Below are 22,003 nucleotides of genomic sequence, written 5' to 3' on the forward strand. Positions count from 1 at the left end.
AACATCAGAAGCCGCCCACCGGCGTCCGGTCGGCCCAGGCGCCGAGGTGCGTCATGCGTTCGGCGACCGCCGTCGCGGTCGGCCGGTGCAGCTCGCCGGCGACGCGGCCGTCCGCGAGGAAGACGACGCGATCCGCGTAGGAGGCCGCGACCGGGTCGTGTGTCACCATCACGACGGTCAGCCCGCCGCGCACCGATTCCGAGAGCAGGCCGAGGATTTCACTGGCGGTACGGGTGTCCAGCGCGCCGGTCGGCTCGTCGGCGAACAGCACGGCCGGGCGGCTGACCAGCGCGCGAGCGATCGCCACCCGCTGCTGTTGACCACCGGACAACTGACCCGGCAGGTGCTTGCGCCGGTCGCCCAGCCCGACGTGCCCGAGCATCTCGGCGACGCGGCGGCGGTCCGGACGACGACCGGCCAGCCGTAGCGGCAGCACGACGTTCTGCTCGACGGTCAGCGCGGGCAGCAGGTTGAACGCCTGGAAGACGAATCCGACCTTGTCCCGGCGCAGCTTCGTGAGCCGCGTTTCGGAGAGCTTGCCCAGTTCCTGGTCGTCGAGCAGGACCGAACCGCTCGTCGGCCGGTCGAGTCCGGCCGCGCAGTGCAGGAACGTGCTCTTGCCCGAGCCCGACGGGCCCATCACCGCGGTGAACCCCCCGCGCGAGAAGGACAGGCTCACCCCGTCCAGTGCCGTGACCCGGCCGTATTCCTTGCGGACGGATTCAAGCCGCACCGCTTCCCCAGTCGCCATGGGGAAAACGCTATGGCCTGCCGGGGGAAAACACCCTGGGGCGCACACGCCGGGACGGGGTAGGGCTGTCCCTACCGCTAGGTGCGGCGGCGGTTGCCGAACCCGCCGGCGAGCTTGCGCAGCACCGGACGCGGCAGCAGTCCGCCGATCCCGACCAGGGCCTTGTACTGCAGGCTCGGCACCGAGATCACCTTGCCGCGGCGCAGGTCAGCGAGGGCTTCGTCGACGACCTGGGCCACGTCGAGCCAGAACGCCTTCGGCCCCTCCCGCCGCAGCCCGGCGCGCTCGTGGAACTCGGTGTGGGTGAAACCGGGGCACAGCGCCATCATCCGCACGCCCTTCGGCAGCGACATCGCGATGCCCTCGGTGAACGACGTGACCCAGTTCTTGCTGGCGGTATACGTCGAACCGCGACCGGAGAAGAAGCCCGCGACACTGCTGACGTTGATGATGTCGCCGCGGCCGCGCTCGACCATGCCCGGCAGCGCCGCCCGGGTCAGCTGCAGCACGGCGGTCACGTTGACGTCGAGCTGACGCTGCAGGTCCTCGGCCGGGATCTCCCAGAACTCGCCGCTCAGCCCGAACCCCGCGTTGTTGACCAGCAGGTCGACCGGCCGGGTTCCGAGCAGCTCAGCGACCCGGCCGCGACCGTCCACTTCGGACAGATCGGCGGACAGCACGGTCACCTCGACGCCGTGCTCCGCGCGCAGCTTCTCGGCCAGCGCGGTCAGCCGCTCCTCGTCCCTGGCGACGAGGACGAGGTCGTGCTTCTCGGCGGCGAGCCGGCGCGCGAATTCCGCGCCGATGCCCGCGGTGGCTCCCGTGATCACAGAACTGGTGGTCATGTGGGTGAAGCTACCCGTTTTTCAGCTGCGTTTGCGCTGGTGGCGCAGTATGGTCCGGCGCATGGGCAAGCACACCAAGCGGACGCCCGGATATCTGCCCCGGATGGCCGCCGGTGCGGCACCCCTCGCTCTGTTGCTCGCCGGCCCGGCTGCGGCGCTGGCGGACACCCCGCGCGGGGGACTGCCGCTCGACCTGCACCAGCACGGTTCCTCCACCGACCTCCAGTTCACCCGCGACGAGGCGCTCACGACGCGCGATCTGCCCGCGTCCGCCGCGTCGAACCTGCACCAGGCGCTCGCTCCGGACGCCGCCGGCCAGTCCCAGACGCACGACCTGCGTCTCGGCGAGGCAGGCCGCGCGTTCACCGGCAACGACCTCGGCGCGCACCACACGCAGCCGTTCGACGGTGCGCACGTAGCCGGTCTGGACCAGTCCATGCGGCACGGCGTCCGGCTGCCCCAGGGCGTCGAAGCGCTCTCCAGCAGCAAGACCGGCGCCGAATCCGGTCTGGCCGGCCGATTCTCCGGCGACCTGATGAGCGGCAGCCGCGTCGAACGCACCTCCGCGGACGCCGTCGACCTCGGCCCGGCGGGCTCGGTGGTCGCGAACTCCGACGAAAGCGTGCTCGGCCAGTTCACCGGCAAGCTCGACGTCGCGCGGCTGGAGTCCACCGAGCGGCACAGCGTGTCCGGCGACCTCGGCCCGGTGCACACGCTGGCCGCGACGAGCCAGTCGACCGCCGAGCGCACCGAGCGGTTCCACGGCGAACTGTCGGCCGCGGACATCGCGGCGGCGCGGGCGAGCACCGCTTCTACCGTGGGTGTCCCGGTTACCCGGAGCCAGCACGTGGGCGCCGAGGTGCTCGGAAATCCGGTCATCGACAACGGATGGACAGTTTCCGGGCCGCCGTTCACTTTCTCGCCCGGCTGAGTTCACCACCAGGCCGGGTCCGCTTTCGGCAACCGAGTCCGGACCGTTTCCGGATCGTGAAACGACCCTCGGCCGAAGCCGTCGTGAGCTGCGGGACGTCACCCGTTCGCCGTAACGAAGGCCGCGCTTCCTTTACCCACCGTGGCGGTTCGGCGCGCGAATCCGGGCTCGACCAGGTGGCGCCGCCACCTGGAGAGTCCCCAGCGGGAGGCCCGCATCCGCTTGGATAGCCTGCGGGGCGTGGTCGACCTCGAATCCGCTGCCGCCGAATCGGCGTCTCCGACAGCTGCCGGCAAGAGCAAAGCCGGGCGTCGGGCGCGGCTGCTCGCTGCGGTTTTCGGAATCGCCGGCGCGATTCTCGCGATCGCGATCCCGTTCCTGCCCGTCACGCTCGAGCAAACCACCCTCGACTGGCCGACCGCCCAGGGCGGCACCAGGGCGGTGTCCGCCCCGCTGACCGCGCAGGCGCCGATCTCGCTTGACGCGAAGGTCTCGTGCGCGACCGCACGGGCGCTCGACGCGCGCACCGACGGCAACGCCGTGCTGTTCAGCACCAACCCGCCGAACTCCAGCATCGGCACCGTCACCGGGATGGCCCTGCAGGTCGGCGACGGTCAGCTCACGCTTTCCTCACAGGGCCAGCAGCTCGGCGCGGCCCCGATCGGCGAGGGCGACTGCACGATCACCGTGCATTCCGACCCGAAGCACACGACCGCGTCCGTCGGCGGCGCCCACCTGGCGGACGTCAGCGACGACCACCGGCCGCAGCTCACCGGCTTCTTCTCCGACCTCAACAACCAGGACGACACGCACGGCCTTTCGGTTTCCGCGCAGGTCGACAACCGCTGGGCCAGCACGGCGACCGGCATCAAGCTGGCCGCCATCGTGCTGTCGGTGCTCTGCTTCATCGGCGCGGTGCTCGCGCTGTACCGCCTCGACCGGCTCTCCGGCCGGCGCGCGCCCCGGCTGGCCAAGCGCGGCTGGTGGAAGCTGAAATTCCTCGACATAGCCGTCCTCGGCACGCTCGGCGTCTGGTGGCTGATCGGCGCGATGACCGCCGACGACGGCTACTTCACGACCATGGCGCGCGTCCGCGGCGACGCCGGGTACATCGGCGAGTACTACCGGTGGTTCGCCGCGCCGGACGCGCCGATGGCGTGGTTCGTCGACATCTACGCGGCCATGACCAAGGTCAGTTCGCTGACGCCGTGGATGCGGCTGCCGTCGCTGTTGATGGGCGTCGCCTGCTGGATGCTGATCAGCCGGGGCGTGCTGCCCCGGCTCGGCAGGCAGGTGCGGATCAGCAGCGCGGCCGGCTGGGCGGCGGGCGCGGTCTTCCTCGCGTTCTGGCTGCCCTACGACAACGGCCTGCGCCCGGAAAACCTGGTCGCGCTGCTGTCGCTGATCACCATCTGCGCGGTCGAACGCGCGGTGGCGACCCGGCGGCTCGGCCCGGCGGCGGTCGGGCTGACCGTCGCGGCGCTGTGCGTTTCGGTGAACCCGCACGGGCTGATGGCCGTGTTGCCGTTCGTGGTCGGGCTGAAACCGCTGGCGAAGATCGTGCTCCGGCACGCCCGCCAGTTCGGCTGGGTTCCGGTGCTCGCGCCGGTCGCCGCCGCCGGACTGGTGATCCTCGCACTCATCTTCTGCGACCAGACGCTGAGCGGCGCGCTCGAATCGGTGCGGCTGCGGTCTTCGCTCGGGCCGACCGGGGCCTGGTACAACGAGCTGGACCGCTACACGATGCTGTTCAGCAACGGCCCGGACGGTTCGATGACGCGCCGGTTCCCGGTGTTGTTGATCTTCCTCTGCCTTGCGACCTGCGCGGTCGTGCTGCTGCGGCGCGGCAACATCCGCGGTGCCGCGCTCGGCCCGAGCCGCAGGCTGCTCGGCATCAGCGCACTGTCCTTTGTGGTCCTCGCGCTCGCCCCGACCAAGCACTCGCACCACTTCGGCATGCTGGTCGCGGTCGGCGGTCCGCTCGCCGCGCTCACCGCGTTGTCGACGAGCACGACCGTGCTGCTGTCGCGCCGCAACCGCGCGGCGTTCTTCGCCGGGCTGATGGTGATCGTCGCGCTGGCTTCGACCGGGCCGAACGCCTGGTGGTACGTCTCGGCGTGGGGCGTGCCGTGGTTCGACCTCCCGCCGCAGGTGTTCGGCATCAAGCTGAGCACGATGGCGCTCGTGGCGGCCGCGGTCGCGCTGGCGATCGCGGCGATCGAGCACATGAAGCACAACGAGCACGAACCGTTCGTGCCGCCCGCGCCGGTGCCGCGGTCCGACCTGGAAAACCGCGGCCGGGCGCTGCGGCTCGGGCTCGCGCCGCTGTCGACGGTGTGCGCGATTCTCGTGCTGTTCGAGATCGGCAGCATCGCCAAGGGCATCCAGAAGCGCTGGGACACCTACAACATGGGTGCCGACAACATCCGCCAGCTGGCCGGGAAGAGCTGCGGGCTGTCCGACTACATCAAGGTCGAGCGCGATCCGAAGGCCGGCATTCTCGAAGCCGCGCCGCAGCAGCCGCAGAACGCCGCGCCCGGCTGGCAGGTGCCCGCAGGCGCCGACCGCGGGACCACGCCGCAGGAATGGCTGACCAGCACCCAGAAGGGCTTCGTCACCAACGGCGGGCTGCCCACGGACGACAAGTGGAAGCCGCCGCACGGCTTCGGCAAGGACGCCGCGCCGATCTGGGGCAGCTACCACGAGTCCGGCGACGGCGCGGGCGACCTGCGCACCCAGTGGTACTCGATCCCGGAACGCGCGCGCGACGGCTCGGTGCCGATCGTGGTCGCGCTCGCGGGCAAGACCGAGGACCCGAACGGGCTGACCGCCGAATTCGGCAAGAACACCCCCGCCGGGTTCGAGGTGCTCAGCCGCGAGAAGCTCGACGCGAAGAAGAAGGACACCGACTGGCGGGACGCGCGGGTCAGCGTGCCCGACGGCGCCGACCAGGTGCGGATCGTGGCGAAGGGCCGCGGGCTCGGCAGCGAAGGCTGGGTCGCGTTCAGCGCGCCGCGGGCGCCGAAGATCGCGAAGATGACCGACGTGGTCGGGAAGGACCCGGTGTTCCTGGAGTGGGCCGCCGCCGCACAGCACCCGTGCCTGCGCCCGTCCTCGATCCACAACGGGATCGCCGAGATGCCGAAGTACCGGATCAGCGCGGGCGACGACCTGCGCACGGTCGGCCGGTACTGGTCTTCGCCCGCGGGCGGCGGGCCGTTCGTGTGGATGAACGCGAGCGTCCAGATGGAGGCGTTGCCGACGTATCTGGAAGGCGACGTCGACCGTGACTGGGGGACGTTGTACGAGGTGACGCCCGACGTCGCGAACGCGCTCCCGGCTTCGGCAGCGCTGCATCAGCAGTCGGTGACGCATTCCGGACTGTGGTCGCCTGGACCGCTGGCCAAACCCGCCAACCCGACCGGCGAGACGTAAACCGGCTGTGTCGCGAAGGGCCCGTTGAGTCGATCAAGGGGCCCTTCGCGCTTTTCAGCAGCGATACCGGGTGAACTGCTCGTTCATGATCAGAAACGCGCCGAGCCCGTGGAAGTCGTTCGTCAGTCGCTTCCGCGCGAAGTAGAACTTCAGGTCCCCGACGTTCGTCCCTTCGCAGATGTCGGCGATATTCGTCAGTCCGTCCGACCCGATCGACACCTTCTGCAGCACTCCCGCGTAGCCGCGCTGCGCGACCGAGGCGTAGCACGCGGGCAGATATCCGCGCTCGACGCCCCGGGAGACGGTGAACGCGTACATCGAGGACGCGGACGTCTCCAGCCAGTTCCCGTCGTCCCCGCCGTGGTCGACGACCTGGTACCACCGGCCGGTCCGCGGGTCCTGGAACCGGCGGTATCCGTCGGCGAGGAACTGGACGATCCCGACCAGCTCCGGCCTGCGGGGATGGTCGGCGGGCAGCACCTCGAGGATGTCGATCGCGGCCATCCCGAACCAGCCGATCGCGCGGGCCCAGTGGAAGCTGGAGTGCTTGCCGGGCCCGGTCGCCCACGGCTGGGTGCCGCTTTCGTCGTAGGCGTGGTAGATCAGGCCCTTCGCGGGTTCCTTGAGGTGTCCGAAGTAGACGGACAGATTCTTGGCGGACTCCTCGTAGCAGTACGTCGGGTCGTGGAAAACCTTGCCGTACAACGCTAGGAACGGTTGCGCCATGTACACGCCGTCGCCCCACAGCTGGTGCTGACGGCTGACCGCGTGCCACATCCCGCCGTCGCTCGTGCGCGGATAGGTCTCGAAGCGTTTGCGCAGCTGATCGGCGGCCTTGCGGTACTTGGCGTTGCCGGTTTCGTTGTACAGCAACGGAAGCATCTGGCAGGCACGCATCGAGTCGAGGCTGCTGAAGCTGTTGGAGATGCCGTCGTCGGTGATGAACCGGTCGTACCAGGCGACGAGGTAGTCGAGGTACTTGCGCTCCTTGGTGCGCCGGTAGAAGAGGTACTGGCCGTAGAAGTAGAGGCCGAGCGGATAGCTCCAGCCGCCGATGGACGCCGGGGTGTAGCGCTTCATGGTGGAGTCGATGACGGCGCGGGACCAGTCGCGCGCGCCCGCGGCCGCCGCGACCCCGGGCAGCGCGAGCGAGCCGAGTGCCGCCGCGGCCCCGGTCAGTACCGATCTTCTCGAGAGGGACATGCGGGTGTCCTTCCTGCTGTCGGCGGCGGCGGGAAAGGCTGTCGAACGACCTCTACCCGGCGCGGGAGCGGTCCGGCAAGGTTCCTGTCCGGGATGTCCGGCGCGATCGCTGGATAGGCCCAGCGGGGCGTCCGGTCAGCGGGAACCGGTCCGCAATGGACACCTGACCCGGGCGATTAGCCGATTTGTCGACGCGACCTGGCGGGTTCCGGCCAAACGGGGCGCGCCGACACGGTGCGGCCGTCCCGGTAGGAGGGCTCGGCAGCGATACCCTGACCGGCGTGGGTATCTCGGCGTGGATCTGGTTCGTCATCGCCGCCGTCGCGCTGGTGGCGGGGCTTGGCCTGCTCTTCGCGGACCGGGCCAGGGAGGGCTCGCGCAACCGTGAGCGGCAGCGCTGGGCCCAGTTGCGCGGCTGGCAGTTCGTGGAAGAGGACGAACGGCTGCCCCGGCAGTGGTCGGGAGGCGCGATCGGCTACTTCGGAGCCGACGCGGCGGTGAACGTCGTCGCGGGCTCCACCTTCACCTCCGACGGCCGCCGTCCGGTGTTCATCTTCGACATCGAATCGCAAGGCCAGGTGCCCGCGGTGGTCGTCGCCGTGCGCTGCAACAAGACGCACCGGGTGCCGGTCGAGATGTGGCTGTCGAGCGTGCCGTTCCAGCGCGAGAACATGCCGGAGATGCTCGGCCCGATCGGCCAGCGCTACGCCTTCGCGGACGACTCCGAGGGGGCGCGCCAGGTCATCACCCAGGACCTGGTGGACGCGGCCGACCAGCTGGGCGGTGACGTCGGCGTGGCGTGGCTGGAGAACGAGTGGGTGCTGGCGAGCGTCGTGCCCGGTGCTGGGCCGTCGCGGCTTGAGCGGCTGCTGCGGGATCTGGGCGAGATCGCGGACATCGTGGACCCGTTCGACGAGGACTACGACTCGAACCGCACGTGGACGCCGTCTGCGGGGACTCCGGCTGCGCCGCCGACCAGCGCTCCTTCTCCGGCGGACACGCAGGCGACGCGGCCGGTCGATACCCGCGCAGTGGAGACGTCGGCGCCGTCGCCGGCGGACACCCGGATGACGGAGCGGCAGCCGTCTCCGCCCGCGCCGCGGACTCCGCCTCCGGGTGGGGGCGCGACTCCGACGGCTCCCGCGCGTCCGGTGGAACCTGGGCACGGCGAGGACGCCTGAGGGTTTGGTTTTGGAACCGCCCGGCCGCGCTACTGCGGCCGGGCGGTTTCGCGTTCCGGGCTGGCAACTTGTGCCGAGGCCTGCGACGAAGGGTTCGTGAGGGGAGCCGTCAAGCGGCGGCCCGCGTCGCGCTTACCTCCAAACGTCGTGAAGGGCTCCTTGAGGGAATCTAAGTCCCTCAAGGAGCCCTTCACGGACCAAACATCAGACCCGCGACACCGTCAGCGTGTCACCGGTTTCCAGTTCCGGCAGGTCCACCCGCACGGTGTCCCCGTCCCGGACTTCGCCGGCGAGCAGCTGCTTGGCCAGCTGGTCCCCGATCGCCGACTGCACCAGGCGGCGCAGCGGGCGGGCGCCGTAGATCGGGTCGAAGCCGTTCAGTGCCAGCCATTCCCGGGCGCCGTCGGTCACCTCGAGGTGCAGGCGGCGCTGGGCGAGCCGCTTGGCGAGCCGGGCGACCTGGATGTCCACAATGGACGTCAGTTGCTCGGTGCCGAGCGCGTGGAACACCACGATGTCGTCCAGCCGGTTCAGGAACTCCGGCTTGAACTGCCGCTGCACGACCTCCATCACCGCGTCGCGGCGCTGGCGTTCGTCGAGCGCCGGGTCCGCGATCGCTTGCGAGCCGAGGTTCGACGTCAGGATCAGGATGGTGTTCCGGAAGTCCACCGTCCGTCCCTGGCCATCGGTGAGCCTGCCGTCGTCGAGGACCTGCAGGAGCACGTCGAACACGTCCGGGTGCGCCTTTTCGACCTCGTCCAGCAGCACCACCGTGTACGGGCGGCGCCGGACGGCTTCGGTCAGCTGGCCGCCCTGGTCGTAGCCGACGTAACCCGGGGGAGCACCGACCAGGCGGGCCACCGAGTGCTTCTCGGAGTACTCGCTCATGTCGATGCGCTGCATCGCGCGCTCGTCGTCGAACAGGAACTCCGCCAGCGCCTTCGCCAGTTCGGTCTTGCCGACGCCGGTCGGGCCGAGGAACAGGAACGAGCCGGTCGGCCGGTCCGGGTCGGCAACGCCGGCCCGTGCGCGCCGCACGGCGTCCGCGACGACCTGGACCGCCTGGTCCTGGCCGATGACGCGGCGATTCAGCTCCTCCTCCATCCGGAGCAGCTTGCCCGTCTCGCCTTCCAGCAGCCGTCCGGCGGGGATGCCGGTCCACGCGCTGACCACGTCCGCGACGTCGTCCGCGCCCACCTCTTCCTTCAGCATGACGTTCTGCTTGCTGGCCTCGTTCGCGGCCATCGCGGCCTCGAACTCCTTCTCCAGCACCGGAATCCGGCCGTACCGCAGCTCGGCGGCCTTGCCGAGGTCGCCGTCGCGTTCGGCGCGTTCCGATTCGCCGCGCAGTTGCTCCAGTTGCTCCTTCAGCTCACGGACGGTCTCGATCGAGCCCTTCTCGTTCTGCCAACGGGCGGTCAGCGCGGTGAGTTCCTCGCGCTTCTCGGCCAGTTCGGCGCGCAGCGCGGTGAGCCGTTCGAGAGAGGCGGCGTCGTCCTCTTTGGACAGTGCCATCTCTTCGATCTCCATGCGCCGCACGGCCCGTTCGACCTCGTCGATCTCCACCGGACGCGAGTCGATCTCCATGCGGATCTTCGAGGCGGCCTCGTCGACCAGGTCGATCGCCTTGTCCGGCAGGAACCGCGCGGTGATGTAGCGGTCCGACAGCGTCGCGGCGGCGACCAGCGCGGCGTCCGTGATCCGGACCCCGTGGTGCACCTCGTAACGCTCCTTCAGCCCGCGCAGGATCGCGATGGTGTCCTCCGGCGACGGCTCGCCGACCAGCACCTGCTGGAAACGGCGCTCCAGCGCCGGGTCCTTCTCGATGTGCTGGCGGTACTCGTCGAGCGTGGTCGCGCCGACCATCCGCAGCTCGCCGCGGGCGAGCATCGGCTTGATCATGTTGCCCGCGTCCATCGCACCCTCGCCGGTCGCACCCGCACCGACGATGGTGTGCAGCTCGTCGATGAACGTGATGACCTCGCCCGCGGAGTCGGTGATCTCCTTGAGGACAGCCTTCAACCGCTCCTCGAACTCGCCGCGGAACTTGGCTCCGGCCACCATCGACCCGAGGTCGAGTGCGACGACTCGCTTGCCGCGCAACGATTCCGGCACGTCGCCCGCGACGATCCGCTGGGCGAGGCCCTCGACGATCGCCGTCTTGCCGACGCCCGGTTCGCCGATCAGCACCGGGTTGTTCTTGGTGCGCCGGGAAAGCACCTGCACGACACGGCGGATCTCGGTGTCGCGGCCGATGACCGGGTCGAGTTCACCGGAACGGGCCCGCTCGGTCAGGTCGACGCCGTACTTCTCCAGCGCCTTGAACGTGCTTTCGGGATCCGCGCTGGTGATCCGGGCCGACCCGCGCACCTTCGCGAACGCCTCGCGCAGCGCGTCCGGCGTGGCGCCGTGCCGCTTGAGCAGGTCCGCGACCTGGGCTCCTTCGGTGGCGAGGCCGACGAGCAGGTGCTCGGTCGACACGTACTCGTCACCGAGTTCGGTGGCGAGCTTCTGCGCCTGCGAGAGCGACTTGACCGCGGGCGCGTCGAACTGCGGCGTCGACACGGTCGCGCCGGTCGCCGACGGCAGTCCGTTGATGATCGGCTCGAGCTCCTTGTGCACCGTCTCCGGGTCCGCCCCGACCGCGGTCAGCAGCGGTGCGGTGGTCCCGTCACCCTGCGCCAGCAGGGCGCCCAGCAAATGGGCGGCCGACACGTGCGGGTTGCCGGCCACGGTGGCCGCCTGCGCCGCGGACGAGATCGCCTGCTGGGTCTTCGTGGTCGGGTTGAAAGCGTCCATCCCTCACCTCATGCGTTTGTGGAAATACCTGGTGACAGGCCCGACCAAGGCCCGTCGACAGGTATAACGTCAGCAAAGTTGAGTCTGTTCCGCTCAACTCTGAATTGGTGCCACCGCGGCCGCGGGCAGCCTCGGTCCCAGCCTGCCGAGCCCGAGCGCGGCAAGGCAAGCGCAACCCCCGACCAGCACCCAGGGTAACCAAGCCGCCACGGAAAACAACGACACGATCGCTGGAGCGAGCACCTGAGCCACAGTGAACGCGTATTGGAACGCGGCGAGGTAACGGCCCTTCGCTTCGGGTGGTGCGGCGGCCTCGGCGAGCGCGCCGGAGCGCGGGCCGAACACCAGGTCGCCGGCGGCGAACACGAGCGTGGCGGCCAGCAGGTACGGCACCTGCCAGCTTCGCGGAACCAGCAGCACGCCGACGCTCGTCAGGCACCACGCGGCGAACAGCGCTGACCCGGCGCGCATCGCGCTGATCCGGCTGAGGCCCCGGGTGAGCCGCAGCGCGACCGTGCCACCGGCGCTGGTCAGCACGGTCAGCAGGAAGAGGATCGCGCCGGGCAGCCAGGTCGGCGCGTGCAATCGGTCGAGCACGAACACCGGGGTGCCGATGAGGAAGAAGTCGAGCGACAGCCCGAACAGCCCGCTCAGCAGGATCAGAGTCAGGTACGGGCGGTTGCGCCACACCCCGCTGCGCACGCGCGCCGCGGGCGCGAACCGGCGGCCGGGCGGGATGAACACCGCGACGAGGCCCGCCGCCGCGAGGAAAGTCAGCACGTCCACGAAGAGTGCGATGGGGTAACCGCTGTCGCCGAACCAGGTGAGCAGCGCCGACGACATCAGCCCGCCGAGCCCGAACCCGCCCGCGCGCACCATTCCGACCTCGGCGAACGGCCGGTCCTTCGGCACGTCCCCGGCGACCGCGGCGACGAGCGCGAACAGGCAGCTGAAGAACAATTGTTGCCCGGCACCAAGAAGGATGGCGGCGACCACAACTCCGCCGATGTCGTGCGCGAACAAATACGCGCTGATTCCGGCGGCCTGCAACAGTTGCGAGGCAAGAACTCCGGCTCTCGGCCCAGCGCGATCCACCAGCCGCCCGGCCAGCGGCGGCATGAGAAGCCCCGCCGTGGTGCCCAAAGTGACCGCGGTGCCCGCTTCGACGAGCGGGATTCCGATCACCCGCGTCACGTAAAGCAATGCGAGCGGAAGGAAAAGTCCGGAACCGAAGTTGTCGATCCCCATTGCCAGCAACATCGCGACCCTGCTTCGCGTCACATATTCGACGCTACCTCCGGGAGAGGGGGACGAGGCAGGGCCGGGAGGGCGCATCGCTTGGCGGCAAATGCCACTCCCAGTAGAAAGCTCGTGAGTGTCTACCGCGGCGAGAACCGCGACAAACACTCACGAGCTCCTTTAGTCGACGCTGAGTGTTCCTTGGTGCCTAACGAACTCTCGTTCAACAGCCTCGCTCAGTTCGACATCGTGCTGTGCCGCCGCACCGTCGCCGACCGTCATCGTCTCGGCGTGCGGCGTGTATCCGTGTGCGGACACAGTGAGCGTGTAGGCGCCCGGTTCGATTCCCGTGAAGCGGTACGCGCCGTCGCCGCCCGCGATGTGCGTTGCGGTGACAATGCCCAGGCGGTCCGTAAGAGTCAGCACCGCGCCTGCGACCGCGGCGTGGCGACCGGCTGCGCGTACGCGACCTGAGATGGCGCCCTGGCTGTCCAACAGCAAGTCGTGCCAACGCGCGTTGCCGTTAAGCCGCACGGTCGACACCGCGGGCCGCGTCGAACCAGCTGTCGCGAGAAGGACGTGCTCGCCCACAGTGTCCGCCGACAACTCGTACGCGCCCGTACGTCCCGTACGCCCGACGTCGACCTGACGCCCGGTCATGTCGGTGAGCGTGAGCACGACACCGGACACTGGACGACCGCCCGCGTCGAGAACCCGGCCGCGCAGCACGGAGGTCATCTCGACCGGAGCTTCGACCACCGAGACGGCCTCGACCGAAACCGCCGCCGCGTCCGCGTCGAGCGTCCGGCGCAGCGGCACCTCCTTGATGAACAGCACCGCGAGGAAGGTGACCACGGCGATGCAGCCCGCGACGAAGAACACCGTGCCGGTCGCGTCGCCGAAGGCCCCGCGCACCACCGGCTGCAGCGCCGGCGGGAGCGACGAGATGGCGAACGTGCCGCCACCGCCGGACACTGCGCCGCCCGAGTGAATACCCATCTGCGACAGGGAGTTCGCGATGTTCGTGGCCACCCGGGCGGCGAGCACCGCACCGAGCGCGGACACGCCCGCCGCGCCGCCGAGCGACCGGAAGAACGTGACGACCGAGGACGACGAACCGATGTCCTTCATCGCGACCGTGTTTTGGACTACCAAAACCAGGTTCTGCATCAGGAAGCCCAGTCCGAGGCCGACCAGCGCGAGGTAAACGCCCATCAGCGTCAGGTTCGTCGCGTGGTCCACCGTCGAGAGCAGGAACAGCCCGGCCAGCAGCGAAACCCCGCCCGCGACCATGAACGGCTTGGTGCGCCCGGTGCGGGAAATGACCTGCCCCGCGCCGGTGGAGGCGACGGCAAGCCCCAGCACCATCGGCAGCGTCATCAGGCCGGCGTGCGTCGGCGAGAAACCGCGCGCGATTTGGTAGTACTGGCCGAGGAACACCGAACCGCCGAACATCGCGGTGCCGACCGCCAGCGAGGCGAGCACGGACAGCGTGAAGGTGCGGTTGCGGAAGAGCCGCAGCGGAACCACCGGCTCCGCGACCCGGGATTCGACGAGAACCGCCAGCGCCAGCGCGACGATCGCACCGCCGACGTACGCGGCGCTCGACCACGAAACCCAGCCGAAGCTGCCGCCCGCCAGCGAAACCCAGATCAGCAGCAGCGCGACGCCGCCGACCAGCAGGGTCGCGCCCAGCCAGTCGATCCGCACCTTGCGCTTGAGCACCGGCAGCTTCAGCGTCCGGCCGAGCACGATGAACGCGACGACGGCCAGCGGCACGCACACCCAGAAGCACCAGCGCCAGCCGAGCGGCGAGTCGACGATCAGCCCGCCGATCAACGGGCCGGACACGGTCGCGACGGCGAACACCGCGCCGGTGTAACCGGTGTAGCGGCCGCGGTCGCGCGGCGCGATCATCGCCGCGATGACGACCTGGATCAGCGCCTGCAGCCCGCCGAGCCCGATGCCCTGCAGCGCGCGGTAGGTGATGAGTTCGGGCATCGACTGCGCGATGCCGCCCAGCGCCGATCCGACGGTGAAAACGACGATCGCGATTTGGTACAGCAGTTTCTTGCTGAACAGGTCGGAGAGTTTGCCCCAGATCGGGGTGGTCGCGGTCGACGTCAACAGCGTCGCGGTGACGACCCAGGTGTACTCGCTCTGCGAACCGTGCAGGTCGGCGAGGATCGTCGGCAGCGCGTTGGACACGATGGTCGACGACAGCAACGCCACGAGCAGGGCCAGCAAAAGGCCGGTGAAGGCCTTGAGGATTTCCCGGTGCGTCATCGGCTGCCCGGATGCGGTGGTTTCCACTTTTCGCTACTTCACTTTCCCGACTGCGGCGCGCCGGCGCAGTACCCGGACGGGCCGAGCGTCGCGCGCAGACCTTCGTTCAATTCGGCGAGCTGCGACGTGAGGCCGGAGATCCGGTCCTCGTCCCAGCCGCCCAGTGCCGTCTCGAAGAACTCGAGGTACTGCTTGCGCCAGAGTTCGAGCCGGGCGAGACCGGCCTCGGACACGCTGATCAGCGACGCGCGGCCGTCCTCGGGGGCGGGGCGGCGCTCGATCAGCCCGGCGGCCTGCAACTGGGCGATCTGCCTGCTGATCACCGACAGGTCGACGAGCCTGCGCTTCGCGACCTCGGACGGACGGGCCTCGCCGTGCTTGGCGAGGTCGGACAGCAGCATCGCCGAGGCCGGGTGCAGCCCTGGCTCGTTCTGCCACGCCTGCATGATCCACAGGTGCTGGAGCTGGGCGGACGCCTTCAGTTCCCGCAGCAGTTCGAGCCGCACGTCGTCAGCTGGGCTCATCGTTCCTCCCGGGCCTGTGCCCACTTGCTTGTATTCTACAAGTTTAGCTGCCGAAGGTTGCGTAGGACAACTATCTAATCGGTGAGCTGCCCCACGTCCTGACTGGCCGGTAACCCGACCGGAGCAACGATGCGGGCTTTCCGCCTCAGTGCGGCTACTCTGCGGACCAGACGCCCCGCGATGCCGACGCGGCGAGCACGTCGTGGACAACGAGGAGCAGGAGTGGCGAATTCCCCCGCGCGGCGGCGCGAGCCGAATCCGACAACCTCGGCCGCCCTGCTCTCGTGACCCTTCCCTCCCAACCCCCCGGCCTCCGGTCCCGACCCATGAACGACGACAGCCCGATGACAGCCGATTCGATCAGCCCGCTCCCGCGGACCTCAGCCGCGCCCCGGCAGGCGCCCGCCGCCGTCGTCGCGATGGTGCAGCTCATCCGCGACACCTGGGCCAAATCGGAGCCGTACGCGCCGGAGATCTCGCAGTTCTTCTACGGGATGCTGTTCACCCTCGCGCCCGCCACGCGCGATTTCTTCCCGATCAACATGGAAGTGCAGGGCGGGCGCATCATCCGCGCGCTGGCCCGCGTCGTGCAGATGGTGGACCGGCCGGACGACCTGCTGCCGTTCCTGCGCCAGCTCGGCCGCGACCACCGCAAGTTCGGCGTCGCCCCCAAGCATTACGAGGCCGTCGGGACCGCGCTGCTGGCCGCGTTGAAAAACCACCTCGGCCCGGACTGGACGCCGGAGGTCGAGCGCGCGTGGGCGGAGGCGTTCACCATCGTCGCGCGCGCGATGCAGGAGGCCGCGGCGGCGGACGAGAACCCGGCGTCGTGGTCGGCGACCGTGGTCGAGCACCGGCGGCTCACCTGGGATCTCGCGCTGGTGCGGGTGATCCCGGACCAGCCGGTGCCGTATTCGCCGGGTCAGTACATGAGCGTCGAGGTGCCGCAGCGGCCGCGGTTGTGGCGGTACCTGTCGCCGGCGAACGCGCCGCGCGAGGACGGCGGCATCGAATTCCACGTGCGCGCGGTCGACGGCGGCTGGGTGTCGCGGGCGATCGTGAGCCACACGCAGGCGGGCGACGTCTGGCGGCTCGGTCCGCCGCTGGGCCGGATGACCGTCAACCGCGAACAGTCGCGCGGGGTGCTGATGGTCGCGGGGGGCACCGGGGTCGCGCCGCTGCGCGCGATTCTCGACCATCTCGCGCTGTGGGGCGAGAACCCGAAGACCCGGCTGTTCTACGGCGGCCCGACCCGCGAAGACCTCTACGACCTGGAAGAACTGCGCGCGCTCGCCGCGACCAACCCGTGGCTCACCATCACCCCGGTCGTCGAACGCGGCGACCATCTGCCCGGGTGCGAACACGGCACGCTCGCCGAGGCGGTCACGCGGTACGGCGCGTGGCCGGACCACGACATCCTGGTGTCCGGTTCGCCGGCGATGATCCGCGCGACGGTGTCGCGGATGCTGGTCGCGGGCAGCGCGCTGGACCAGATCCAGTACGACCCGTTCACGGCGGACTGAGGCGATGGACATCCGGATTCCGGTGGCCGACGGGGAAATCGACGGCTATCTGGCGGTGCCGTCCGGCGAGGGTCCGTTCCCGGCGGTCGTGCTGATCCACGACATTTTCGGGCTCAACCAGGACGCGCGCGAGATCACCGACCGGTACGCCGCCGCGGGATATCTCGCGCTGAGCCCCGATCTGTACTCGCGCGGCGGCATGATCCGGTGCGTCAAGCGGACTTTCCAGGAGATGCTCGCCCGCGAGGGCCGGGCGTTCGCGGACATCGAGGCGGCGCGGGCGCTCGTCGCCGGACGGGACGACGCGACCGGCAAGGTCGGCGTCGTCGGGTTCTGCATGGGCGGCGGGTTCGCGTTGGTGGCTGCCTCGCGGGAGTTCGACGCTTCCGCTCCGTACTACGGCGCACTGCCGAAAGATCTGTCTATTTTGGACGGTGCCTGTCCGATCGTCGGCAGCTTCGGCGGCAAGGACCTCTCGCTGCGCGGTGCCGCGGCCAAGCTCGACGCCGCGCTCACCGAACGCGGAATCCCGCACGATGTCAAGGAATATCCGGACGCCGGGCACGGTTTCGCGAACCACTACCGGCCCGCACCGCTGGCCGCGGTCGCCCGGGTCGCCGGAATGGGCTACCACGAGCCCTCGGATTCCGACGCCTGGCGACGCGTGATGGCGTTCTTCGGCGAGCACCTGAAGTAGTCAGCCCAGCGTGCTCACGTAGCCGAGCGCGCCGACCGCGACCGCGCCGAGGCAGGCGAGGCCGAACGTGCGTCGGTCCGGGCGTTCGGCTTGTTTCAGCAGTTGGACGCCGGGAGGCACCAGCGCAACGCACAGCCCGGCCGCGGCGACGATCGACCACGGCGTCGTTCCTTTGAGGACACCGAGCGGCATGAGCATCGCCGCGGCGAGTGCTACTGCGCGCACCCGCCCGAGCACTCCGGCGCGATAGGCGGCGAAAGCCAGCAGCGGCCAGCCGAACATGATCGTGAACGACAAGAAGCTGAACAGGTGCAGGTCGCCGTAGGCGTCCGCGACGAACGCGGTCGCGTAATCCGCTCCGCGGTGCCGCGCGAGATCCGTTGCGGCCTGGTCGAATCCGCCACGGAAGACCCGCTCCGCCAGACCGATCAGCACCAGAGCACCGGACCACGCCGCCCAGCGCGGCTTCCGCATCGCGATCTGCCGGACCACTGTGGACACTGCGAAGAGCAGAACCACCTGACCGGCCACGAAACAGGTCGCAGCCGCGGTCATCTGGGCTGGATGCTGCACCGAAGCGGCTAGCTGGTGCGGGAAGAAGAACGGATACGGCAGGCGCAGCAGCACGCCGGCGAGCACGAGCACCGGGCCGAGGACGAGCGCCGCTCCGCCGAGGCGAGGGCCGGGAAAGGTCGACATGCCGCTCACCGTGCCCGGCCGGGAGCCCCGCGCACATCGGTCCGGGGCGGACAGTTCCCCACCGCGGAACCAGCCCAGGGGATGACCCGCCACAGCACGATGTGCGCGCCCTCCGTACTGGCTAACGTGGGGTTGCCCATCCGACCGAAAGCAGGCCGACCCTGAAGCGGCACGTAACCTTCGCAGCGAAGTCATTCGGCCGTGGCGGCGGCCGGATCAGCAACGATCGGCAGACTATGTCCCCTCTGCGAGTGAGCGACGTCGCGCTGGCGGCCGGCCTGCTCGTCGTGGACGTGGGGCTTGCCGGAAACCTGCTGATCGGCGAGGAGCCCTGGCGGCTGCCCGTGTCCGCGGTGATCGCGACGCTCATCGCCGCCGCGGTCCTGCTGCGGCGGCGGGCTCCGGTTCCGCTGTTGATCGGCACCGTGGTCGTTTCCGCGGCTGCCGGGGCTTTCGAGCTGCTGTGGGATCCGTTCGTCGGTGCGGCCGCCGTGCTGTACCTCGTACGTCCGCCGCGGACTTTGCCAGCCGCGGGCGGGGTCGCGGCGATGTCGGCGGCTACCGCGGTCGTGGGGCAGTGGTGGTACGCGTTCGGGGTCCCGCTGGCGTTGCTCACCTGGGGGCTTGCCGAAGCGGTGCGGTCCCGGCGCGCGCAAACGGCGCGGCAGGAACGGCAACGCGAACACCGGATCCTGGTCGACGAACGCGTCCGGATCGCACGCGAACTGCACGACGTCGTCACCCACGGGATGGGCTTGATCGCGGTGAAGGCCGGGGTCGCCAACCACGTCGCGGACAGCCGCCCGGAGGAAGCGCGCGACGCGTTGCGGGTGATCGAGCAGACCAGCCGCGCGGCGCTCGGCGAGATGCGGCGGTTGCTGCAGGTGCTGCGCGACGAGACCGACGAAACCCCGGCCGATCCGCTCGCCGCGTTGCCGCAGCTCGCCGAACGCGCGCGGCAAGCCGGGGTCGACGTCGAGTTGTCCGTCCTCGGTACCGCGGAGGTGCCGGAACCGGTCGCGCTGGCCGCGTACCGGATCGTGCAGGAAGCGGTGACGAACGTCGTGAAGCATGCCGCGCCGGCCCGGTGCCGGGTGGTCGTGGCGGTCGCCGCGGAGGAGATCCGGATCCAGGTCACCGACGACGGCACGGCCCCGATCGGCGAACTGCGGCTCGGGCACGGACTGACCGGCATGCGCGAACGCGTCGCCCTCTACTGCGGTGAACTGGCCGCCGGCCCCGGCCCGGACGGCGGGTTCCGCGTCGCCGCCACGCTGCGGTGCGCCGATGAATGACCAAATCCGGGTCGTCGTCGCGGACGACCAAGCCTTGCTGCGCGGCAGTTTCCGGCTGCTGCTCGACAGCGAACCGGACTTCACCGTAATCGGCGAAGCCGCGACCGGGGCCGAGGCTGTCGAGCTGGCGGTGACGGAAGAGCCCGACGTGGTGCTGATGGACGTCCGGATGCCGGTGATGGACGGCATCGAAGCGACCCGGCTGATCGGCGAGCTGCGACTCGGGCACGGACTGACCGGCATGCGCGAACGCGTCGCCGCCACGCTGCGGTGCGCCGATGAGTGACCAGATCCGGGTCGTCGTCGCCGACGACCAAGCCTTGCTGCGCGGCAGTTTCCGGCTGCTGCTCGACAGCGAGCCGGACTTCACCGTGATCGGCGAGGCCGCGACCGGGGCCGAGGCCGTCGAGCTGGCGGTGACAGAAGAACCCGACGTCGTGCTGATGGACGTCCGGATGCCGGTGATGGACGGCATCGAAGCGACCCGGCTGATCGGCGAGCGCGCGCCGGACGTGCGGGTGCTGGTGTTGACCATGTTNGCGCGCCGGACGTGCGGGTGCTGGTGTTGACCATGTTCGACCTGGACGAGCACGTCTTCGCCGCACTCCGCGCCGGAGCGACCGGCTTCCTGCTCAAGGACACCCGGCCGGCCGACTTGTGCGCGGCGGTGCGCGTGGTGGCCGCCGGGGACGCGTTGCTCGGCCCGTCCATCACCCGGCGGCTGGTGGCGCAGTTCGCGCGGATCCCGGACGCCCCGCCGCGCGCGGACGTCGCTGCCTTGGCCCCGCGGGAACGCGAGGTGCTGACGCTGGTGGCAAGCGGACTGTCCAATGTGGAGATTACGGAGCGGATGCAGCTGTCGATGGCGACGGTGAAGACCTACGTCGGACGGCTGCTGGCGAAACTCGATGCCCGGGACCGCGCGCAGCTGGTGATCGTGGCGTACGAATCCGGGTTGGTGCGCGCCCGGAACTAGCGCCACACCGCCTCGGCGCGGTCGCTGGCCTCCGGGGTGAAGTAGTCGCCGGTCTCCAGGTCTTCCAGCAACGTCGCGTGGTTCGGTGTCCAGCCCAGCAACTCCTGGGTGTGCGCGCTGGAGGCGGGCACGTCGAGCGAGAAGAACCTTGCCAGGAACGGGTTGCCGAGGTGTTCGACGGCTTCTTCGAGAGTCAAGGACGTCGTGGGGATGTCCAGCAACTGCGCGATCTTCTCCGCGACGCTCTTGATCTCGACGGTTTCCCCGACCCCGTGCAACATGCTCCCGGCAGGCGCTTTCTCCAGCGCCAGCCGGAAAAGCACCGCCGCGTCCTCGCGATGGACGGCGGGCCAGCGGTTCGTGCCATCGCCGATGTACGCCGAAACGCCTGCTCGACGCGCACCCGCGATGAGCGCCGGGATGAAGCCGTGGTCGCGCGGTCCGTGCACAGTCGGCGCGAGCCGCACGACACTGGCCCGGACGCCACGGTCGGCGAATCCGAGACACGTTTGCTCGCCGGGGATGCGGAAGTAGGCGACCGAGTTCGGATCGGCCGGGTCGAGTTCGGTGCTGATCTGGTCGGCCTTCAGCACCAGCGTGCCCGACGTGCTGACGAACGGTTTGCCGGTGCCGACCAGGGCCTGGCCCAACGCGTCGATCGCCTCGCAGTCGCGGCGGATGAGGTCGTCGGGATCGGCGTAGCTGCCGCCCTGGGCCATGTGCAGCACGCCGTCGGCGGCTTCGGCACCCCGGCGCAGGCTGTCGAGGTCGTCGAGCGACCCCCGGTGCGGTGTCGCGCCGAGCGATTCCAGCCGCGCGGCGGAGGCGTCCGAACGAGCCAGCCCGGTGACCGAGTGTCCGGCCCGGACCAGCTCGGCGACGACGGCGGGACCGGTCTGGCCCGAGCCGCCCGTGACGAAGACATGCATGAAAGGCTCCTTAGTGTCAGTCACTGACTCTACGCGTAGCGACAGTGACTGACGCAATGTGGCGTCAGTCACTGCCGTAAAAGCCGGGTAGGCTCGGGGCGTGCCACGGAGCGGAGCAGAAGCGCGCAGCCGCCTCAAACAGGCGGCGCTGGAGCTGTACCGGGAAAACGGGTTCGACAAGACGACCACCGCGGAGATCGCCGCCCGGGCAGGCGTCACCGAGCGCACGTTCTTCCGGCACTTCCCAGACAAACGCGAGGTCCTCTTCGACGGCGAAGCCGACCTGCGCGAGGACCTCACCCAGTCGGTCGCCAATGCCCCAGAAGGCCTTGCGCCGCTGGAAATCCTGCTGCGCGCCTTCACGAAGGCCGGGCAGATCATGGAGCGCAACCTGCCGTTCGCCGAACCGCGCCGCGATTTGATCGCCGCGACGCCGACGCTGCGCGAACGCAATCTCGCCAAGGCGGCGACCATCGCAGAAGCACTCGCGGAAGCCTTGCGGCAGCGCGGAGTCGAAGACCGGCTGGCGCGGCTGGCGGCACATGCCGGATGGGCGACGTTCCATCACGCCACGCAGGCGTGGATCAGCGATCCCTCACGGAGTCTCGACGACTATCTGGCGGAGGCGTTCGCTGACCTGCACACGCTCGCGGAAGTCCACTCAGGACAGTAAAACGGCCCTCCCGCACC

16 protein-coding genes and 2 pseudogenes are annotated in these 22,003 nt (G+C 69.8%); 9 read left to right on the top strand and 9 right to left on the bottom strand.

Annotated features, from left to right (window positions below):
- Positions 1–4: 4 nt before the first annotated feature.
- Positions 5–751 carry an ABC transporter ATP-binding protein gene (locus EIZ44_RS03335; RefSeq protein ID WP_043831556.1) on the bottom strand — a complete coding sequence of 249 codons (747 nt, stop codon included), beginning with the start codon at positions 749–751 and terminating at the stop codon, positions 5–7.
- Positions 752–828: 77 nt separating this feature from the next.
- Positions 829–1,596: an SDR family NAD(P)-dependent oxidoreductase gene (locus EIZ44_RS03340; RefSeq protein ID WP_134727689.1), complete on the bottom strand. Its 768-nt coding sequence runs from the start codon at positions 1,594–1,596 to the stop codon at positions 829–831.
- Positions 1,597–1,657: 61 nt separating this feature from the next.
- Between EIZ44_RS03340 and EIZ44_RS03345 the strand changes: the two genes are divergently transcribed.
- Positions 1,658–2,527: a hypothetical protein gene (locus EIZ44_RS03345; RefSeq protein WP_134727690.1), complete on the top strand. Its 870-nt coding sequence runs from the start codon at positions 1,658–1,660 to the stop codon at positions 2,525–2,527.
- Between the two features lie 240 nt (positions 2,528–2,767).
- Positions 2,768–5,962, top strand: a complete 3,195-nt coding sequence (locus EIZ44_RS03350) for an arabinosyltransferase domain-containing protein (protein WP_205670008.1) — start codon at positions 2,768–2,770, stop codon at positions 5,960–5,962.
- Positions 5,963–6,016: 54 nt separating this feature from the next.
- Here EIZ44_RS03350 and EIZ44_RS03355 read toward each other — a convergent pair whose 3' ends face one another.
- Positions 6,017–7,165, bottom strand: a complete 1,149-nt coding sequence (locus EIZ44_RS03355) for a glycoside hydrolase family 88/105 protein (protein WP_134727691.1) — start codon at positions 7,163–7,165, stop codon at positions 6,017–6,019.
- Positions 7,166–7,446: 281 nt separating this feature from the next.
- Here EIZ44_RS03355 and EIZ44_RS03360 point away from each other — a divergent pair, with 281 nt between their 5' ends.
- Positions 7,447–8,346 (top strand): TtfA family protein, encoded by a 900-nt coding sequence (locus EIZ44_RS03360; protein WP_134727692.1) that lies wholly within the window; start codon positions 7,447–7,449, stop codon positions 8,344–8,346.
- Positions 8,347–8,550: 204 nt separating this feature from the next.
- Here the strand turns inward: EIZ44_RS03360 and clpB are convergent, their stop codons facing one another.
- The 4 genes from clpB to EIZ44_RS03380 form a co-directional block, all read right to left on the bottom strand.
- Entirely contained in the window at positions 8,551–11,145 is a 2,595-nt protein-coding gene (gene clpB / locus EIZ44_RS03365) for an ATP-dependent chaperone ClpB (RefSeq protein ID WP_037808889.1), read from the bottom strand.
- A gap of 93 nt (positions 11,146–11,238) precedes the next feature.
- Complete coding sequence (locus EIZ44_RS03370) at positions 11,239–12,426, bottom strand: MFS transporter (RefSeq protein WP_037808891.1); 1,188 nt, start codon at positions 12,424–12,426, stop codon at positions 11,239–11,241.
- Positions 12,427–12,564: 138 nt separating this feature from the next.
- A complete protein-coding gene (locus tag EIZ44_RS03375; RefSeq protein ID WP_134727764.1) occupies positions 12,565–14,670 on the bottom strand; it encodes an MFS transporter in 2,106 nt (701 codons plus the stop codon).
- A gap of 38 nt (positions 14,671–14,708) precedes the next feature.
- Positions 14,709–15,194, bottom strand: a complete 486-nt coding sequence (locus tag EIZ44_RS03380; protein ID WP_037808892.1) for a MarR family winged helix-turn-helix transcriptional regulator — start codon at positions 15,192–15,194, stop codon at positions 14,709–14,711.
- A gap of 344 nt (positions 15,195–15,538) precedes the next feature.
- Here EIZ44_RS03380 and EIZ44_RS03385 point away from each other — a divergent pair, with 344 nt between their 5' ends.
- A complete protein-coding gene (locus tag EIZ44_RS03385) occupies positions 15,539–16,717 on the top strand; it encodes a globin domain-containing protein (RefSeq protein ID WP_199817392.1) in 1,179 nt (392 codons plus the stop codon).
- 4 nt (positions 16,718–16,721) lie between these two features.
- Positions 16,722–17,414: a dienelactone hydrolase family protein gene (locus EIZ44_RS03390; protein WP_134727693.1), complete on the top strand. Its 693-nt coding sequence runs from the start codon at positions 16,722–16,724 to the stop codon at positions 17,412–17,414.
- Here the strand turns inward: EIZ44_RS03390 and EIZ44_RS03395 are convergent, their stop codons facing one another.
- The gene (locus EIZ44_RS03395; RefSeq protein ID WP_134727694.1) at positions 17,415–18,113 is read right to left on the bottom strand and encodes a hypothetical protein; all 699 of its coding nucleotides are present in this window, start codon (positions 18,111–18,113) and stop codon (positions 17,415–17,417) included.
- Between the two features lie 251 nt (positions 18,114–18,364).
- On the opposite strand from EIZ44_RS03395, the gene EIZ44_RS03400 reads away from it, so the two are divergent.
- From EIZ44_RS03400 to EIZ44_RS03410, 3 genes and pseudogenes are all read left to right on the top strand, one after another.
- The gene (locus EIZ44_RS03400) at positions 18,365–19,408 is read left to right on the top strand and encodes a sensor histidine kinase (RefSeq protein WP_205673033.1); all 1,044 of its coding nucleotides are present in this window, start codon (positions 18,365–18,367) and stop codon (positions 19,406–19,408) included.
- Positions 19,401–19,616 (top strand): annotated as a pseudogene (locus EIZ44_RS03405) (response regulator transcription factor); the annotation flags it as partial. The gene EIZ44_RS03400 and the pseudogene EIZ44_RS03405, both read left to right, overlap by 8 nt.
- Positions 19,617–19,686: 70 nt before the next feature.
- Positions 19,687–20,384: pseudogene (locus EIZ44_RS03410) on the top strand (response regulator).
- Here the strand turns inward: EIZ44_RS03410 and EIZ44_RS03415 are convergent.
- Positions 20,381–21,313, bottom strand: coding sequence for an SDR family oxidoreductase (locus EIZ44_RS03415; RefSeq protein WP_134727697.1), 933 nt, complete (start codon positions 21,311–21,313; stop codon positions 20,381–20,383). The pseudogene EIZ44_RS03410 and the gene EIZ44_RS03415 overlap by 4 nt on opposite strands.
- A gap of 100 nt (positions 21,314–21,413) precedes the next feature.
- Here EIZ44_RS03415 and EIZ44_RS03420 point away from each other — a divergent pair, with 100 nt between their 5' ends.
- The gene (locus EIZ44_RS03420) at positions 21,414–21,986 is read left to right on the top strand and encodes a TetR family transcriptional regulator (protein WP_134727698.1); all 573 of its coding nucleotides are present in this window, start codon (positions 21,414–21,416) and stop codon (positions 21,984–21,986) included.
- The last annotated feature ends 17 nt before the right edge of the window (positions 21,987–22,003 follow it).

The sequence above is a fragment of the Amycolatopsis nivea genome (assembly GCF_004522235.1).
GTDB lineage: Bacteria > Actinomycetota > Actinomycetes > Mycobacteriales > Pseudonocardiaceae > Amycolatopsis > Amycolatopsis nivea.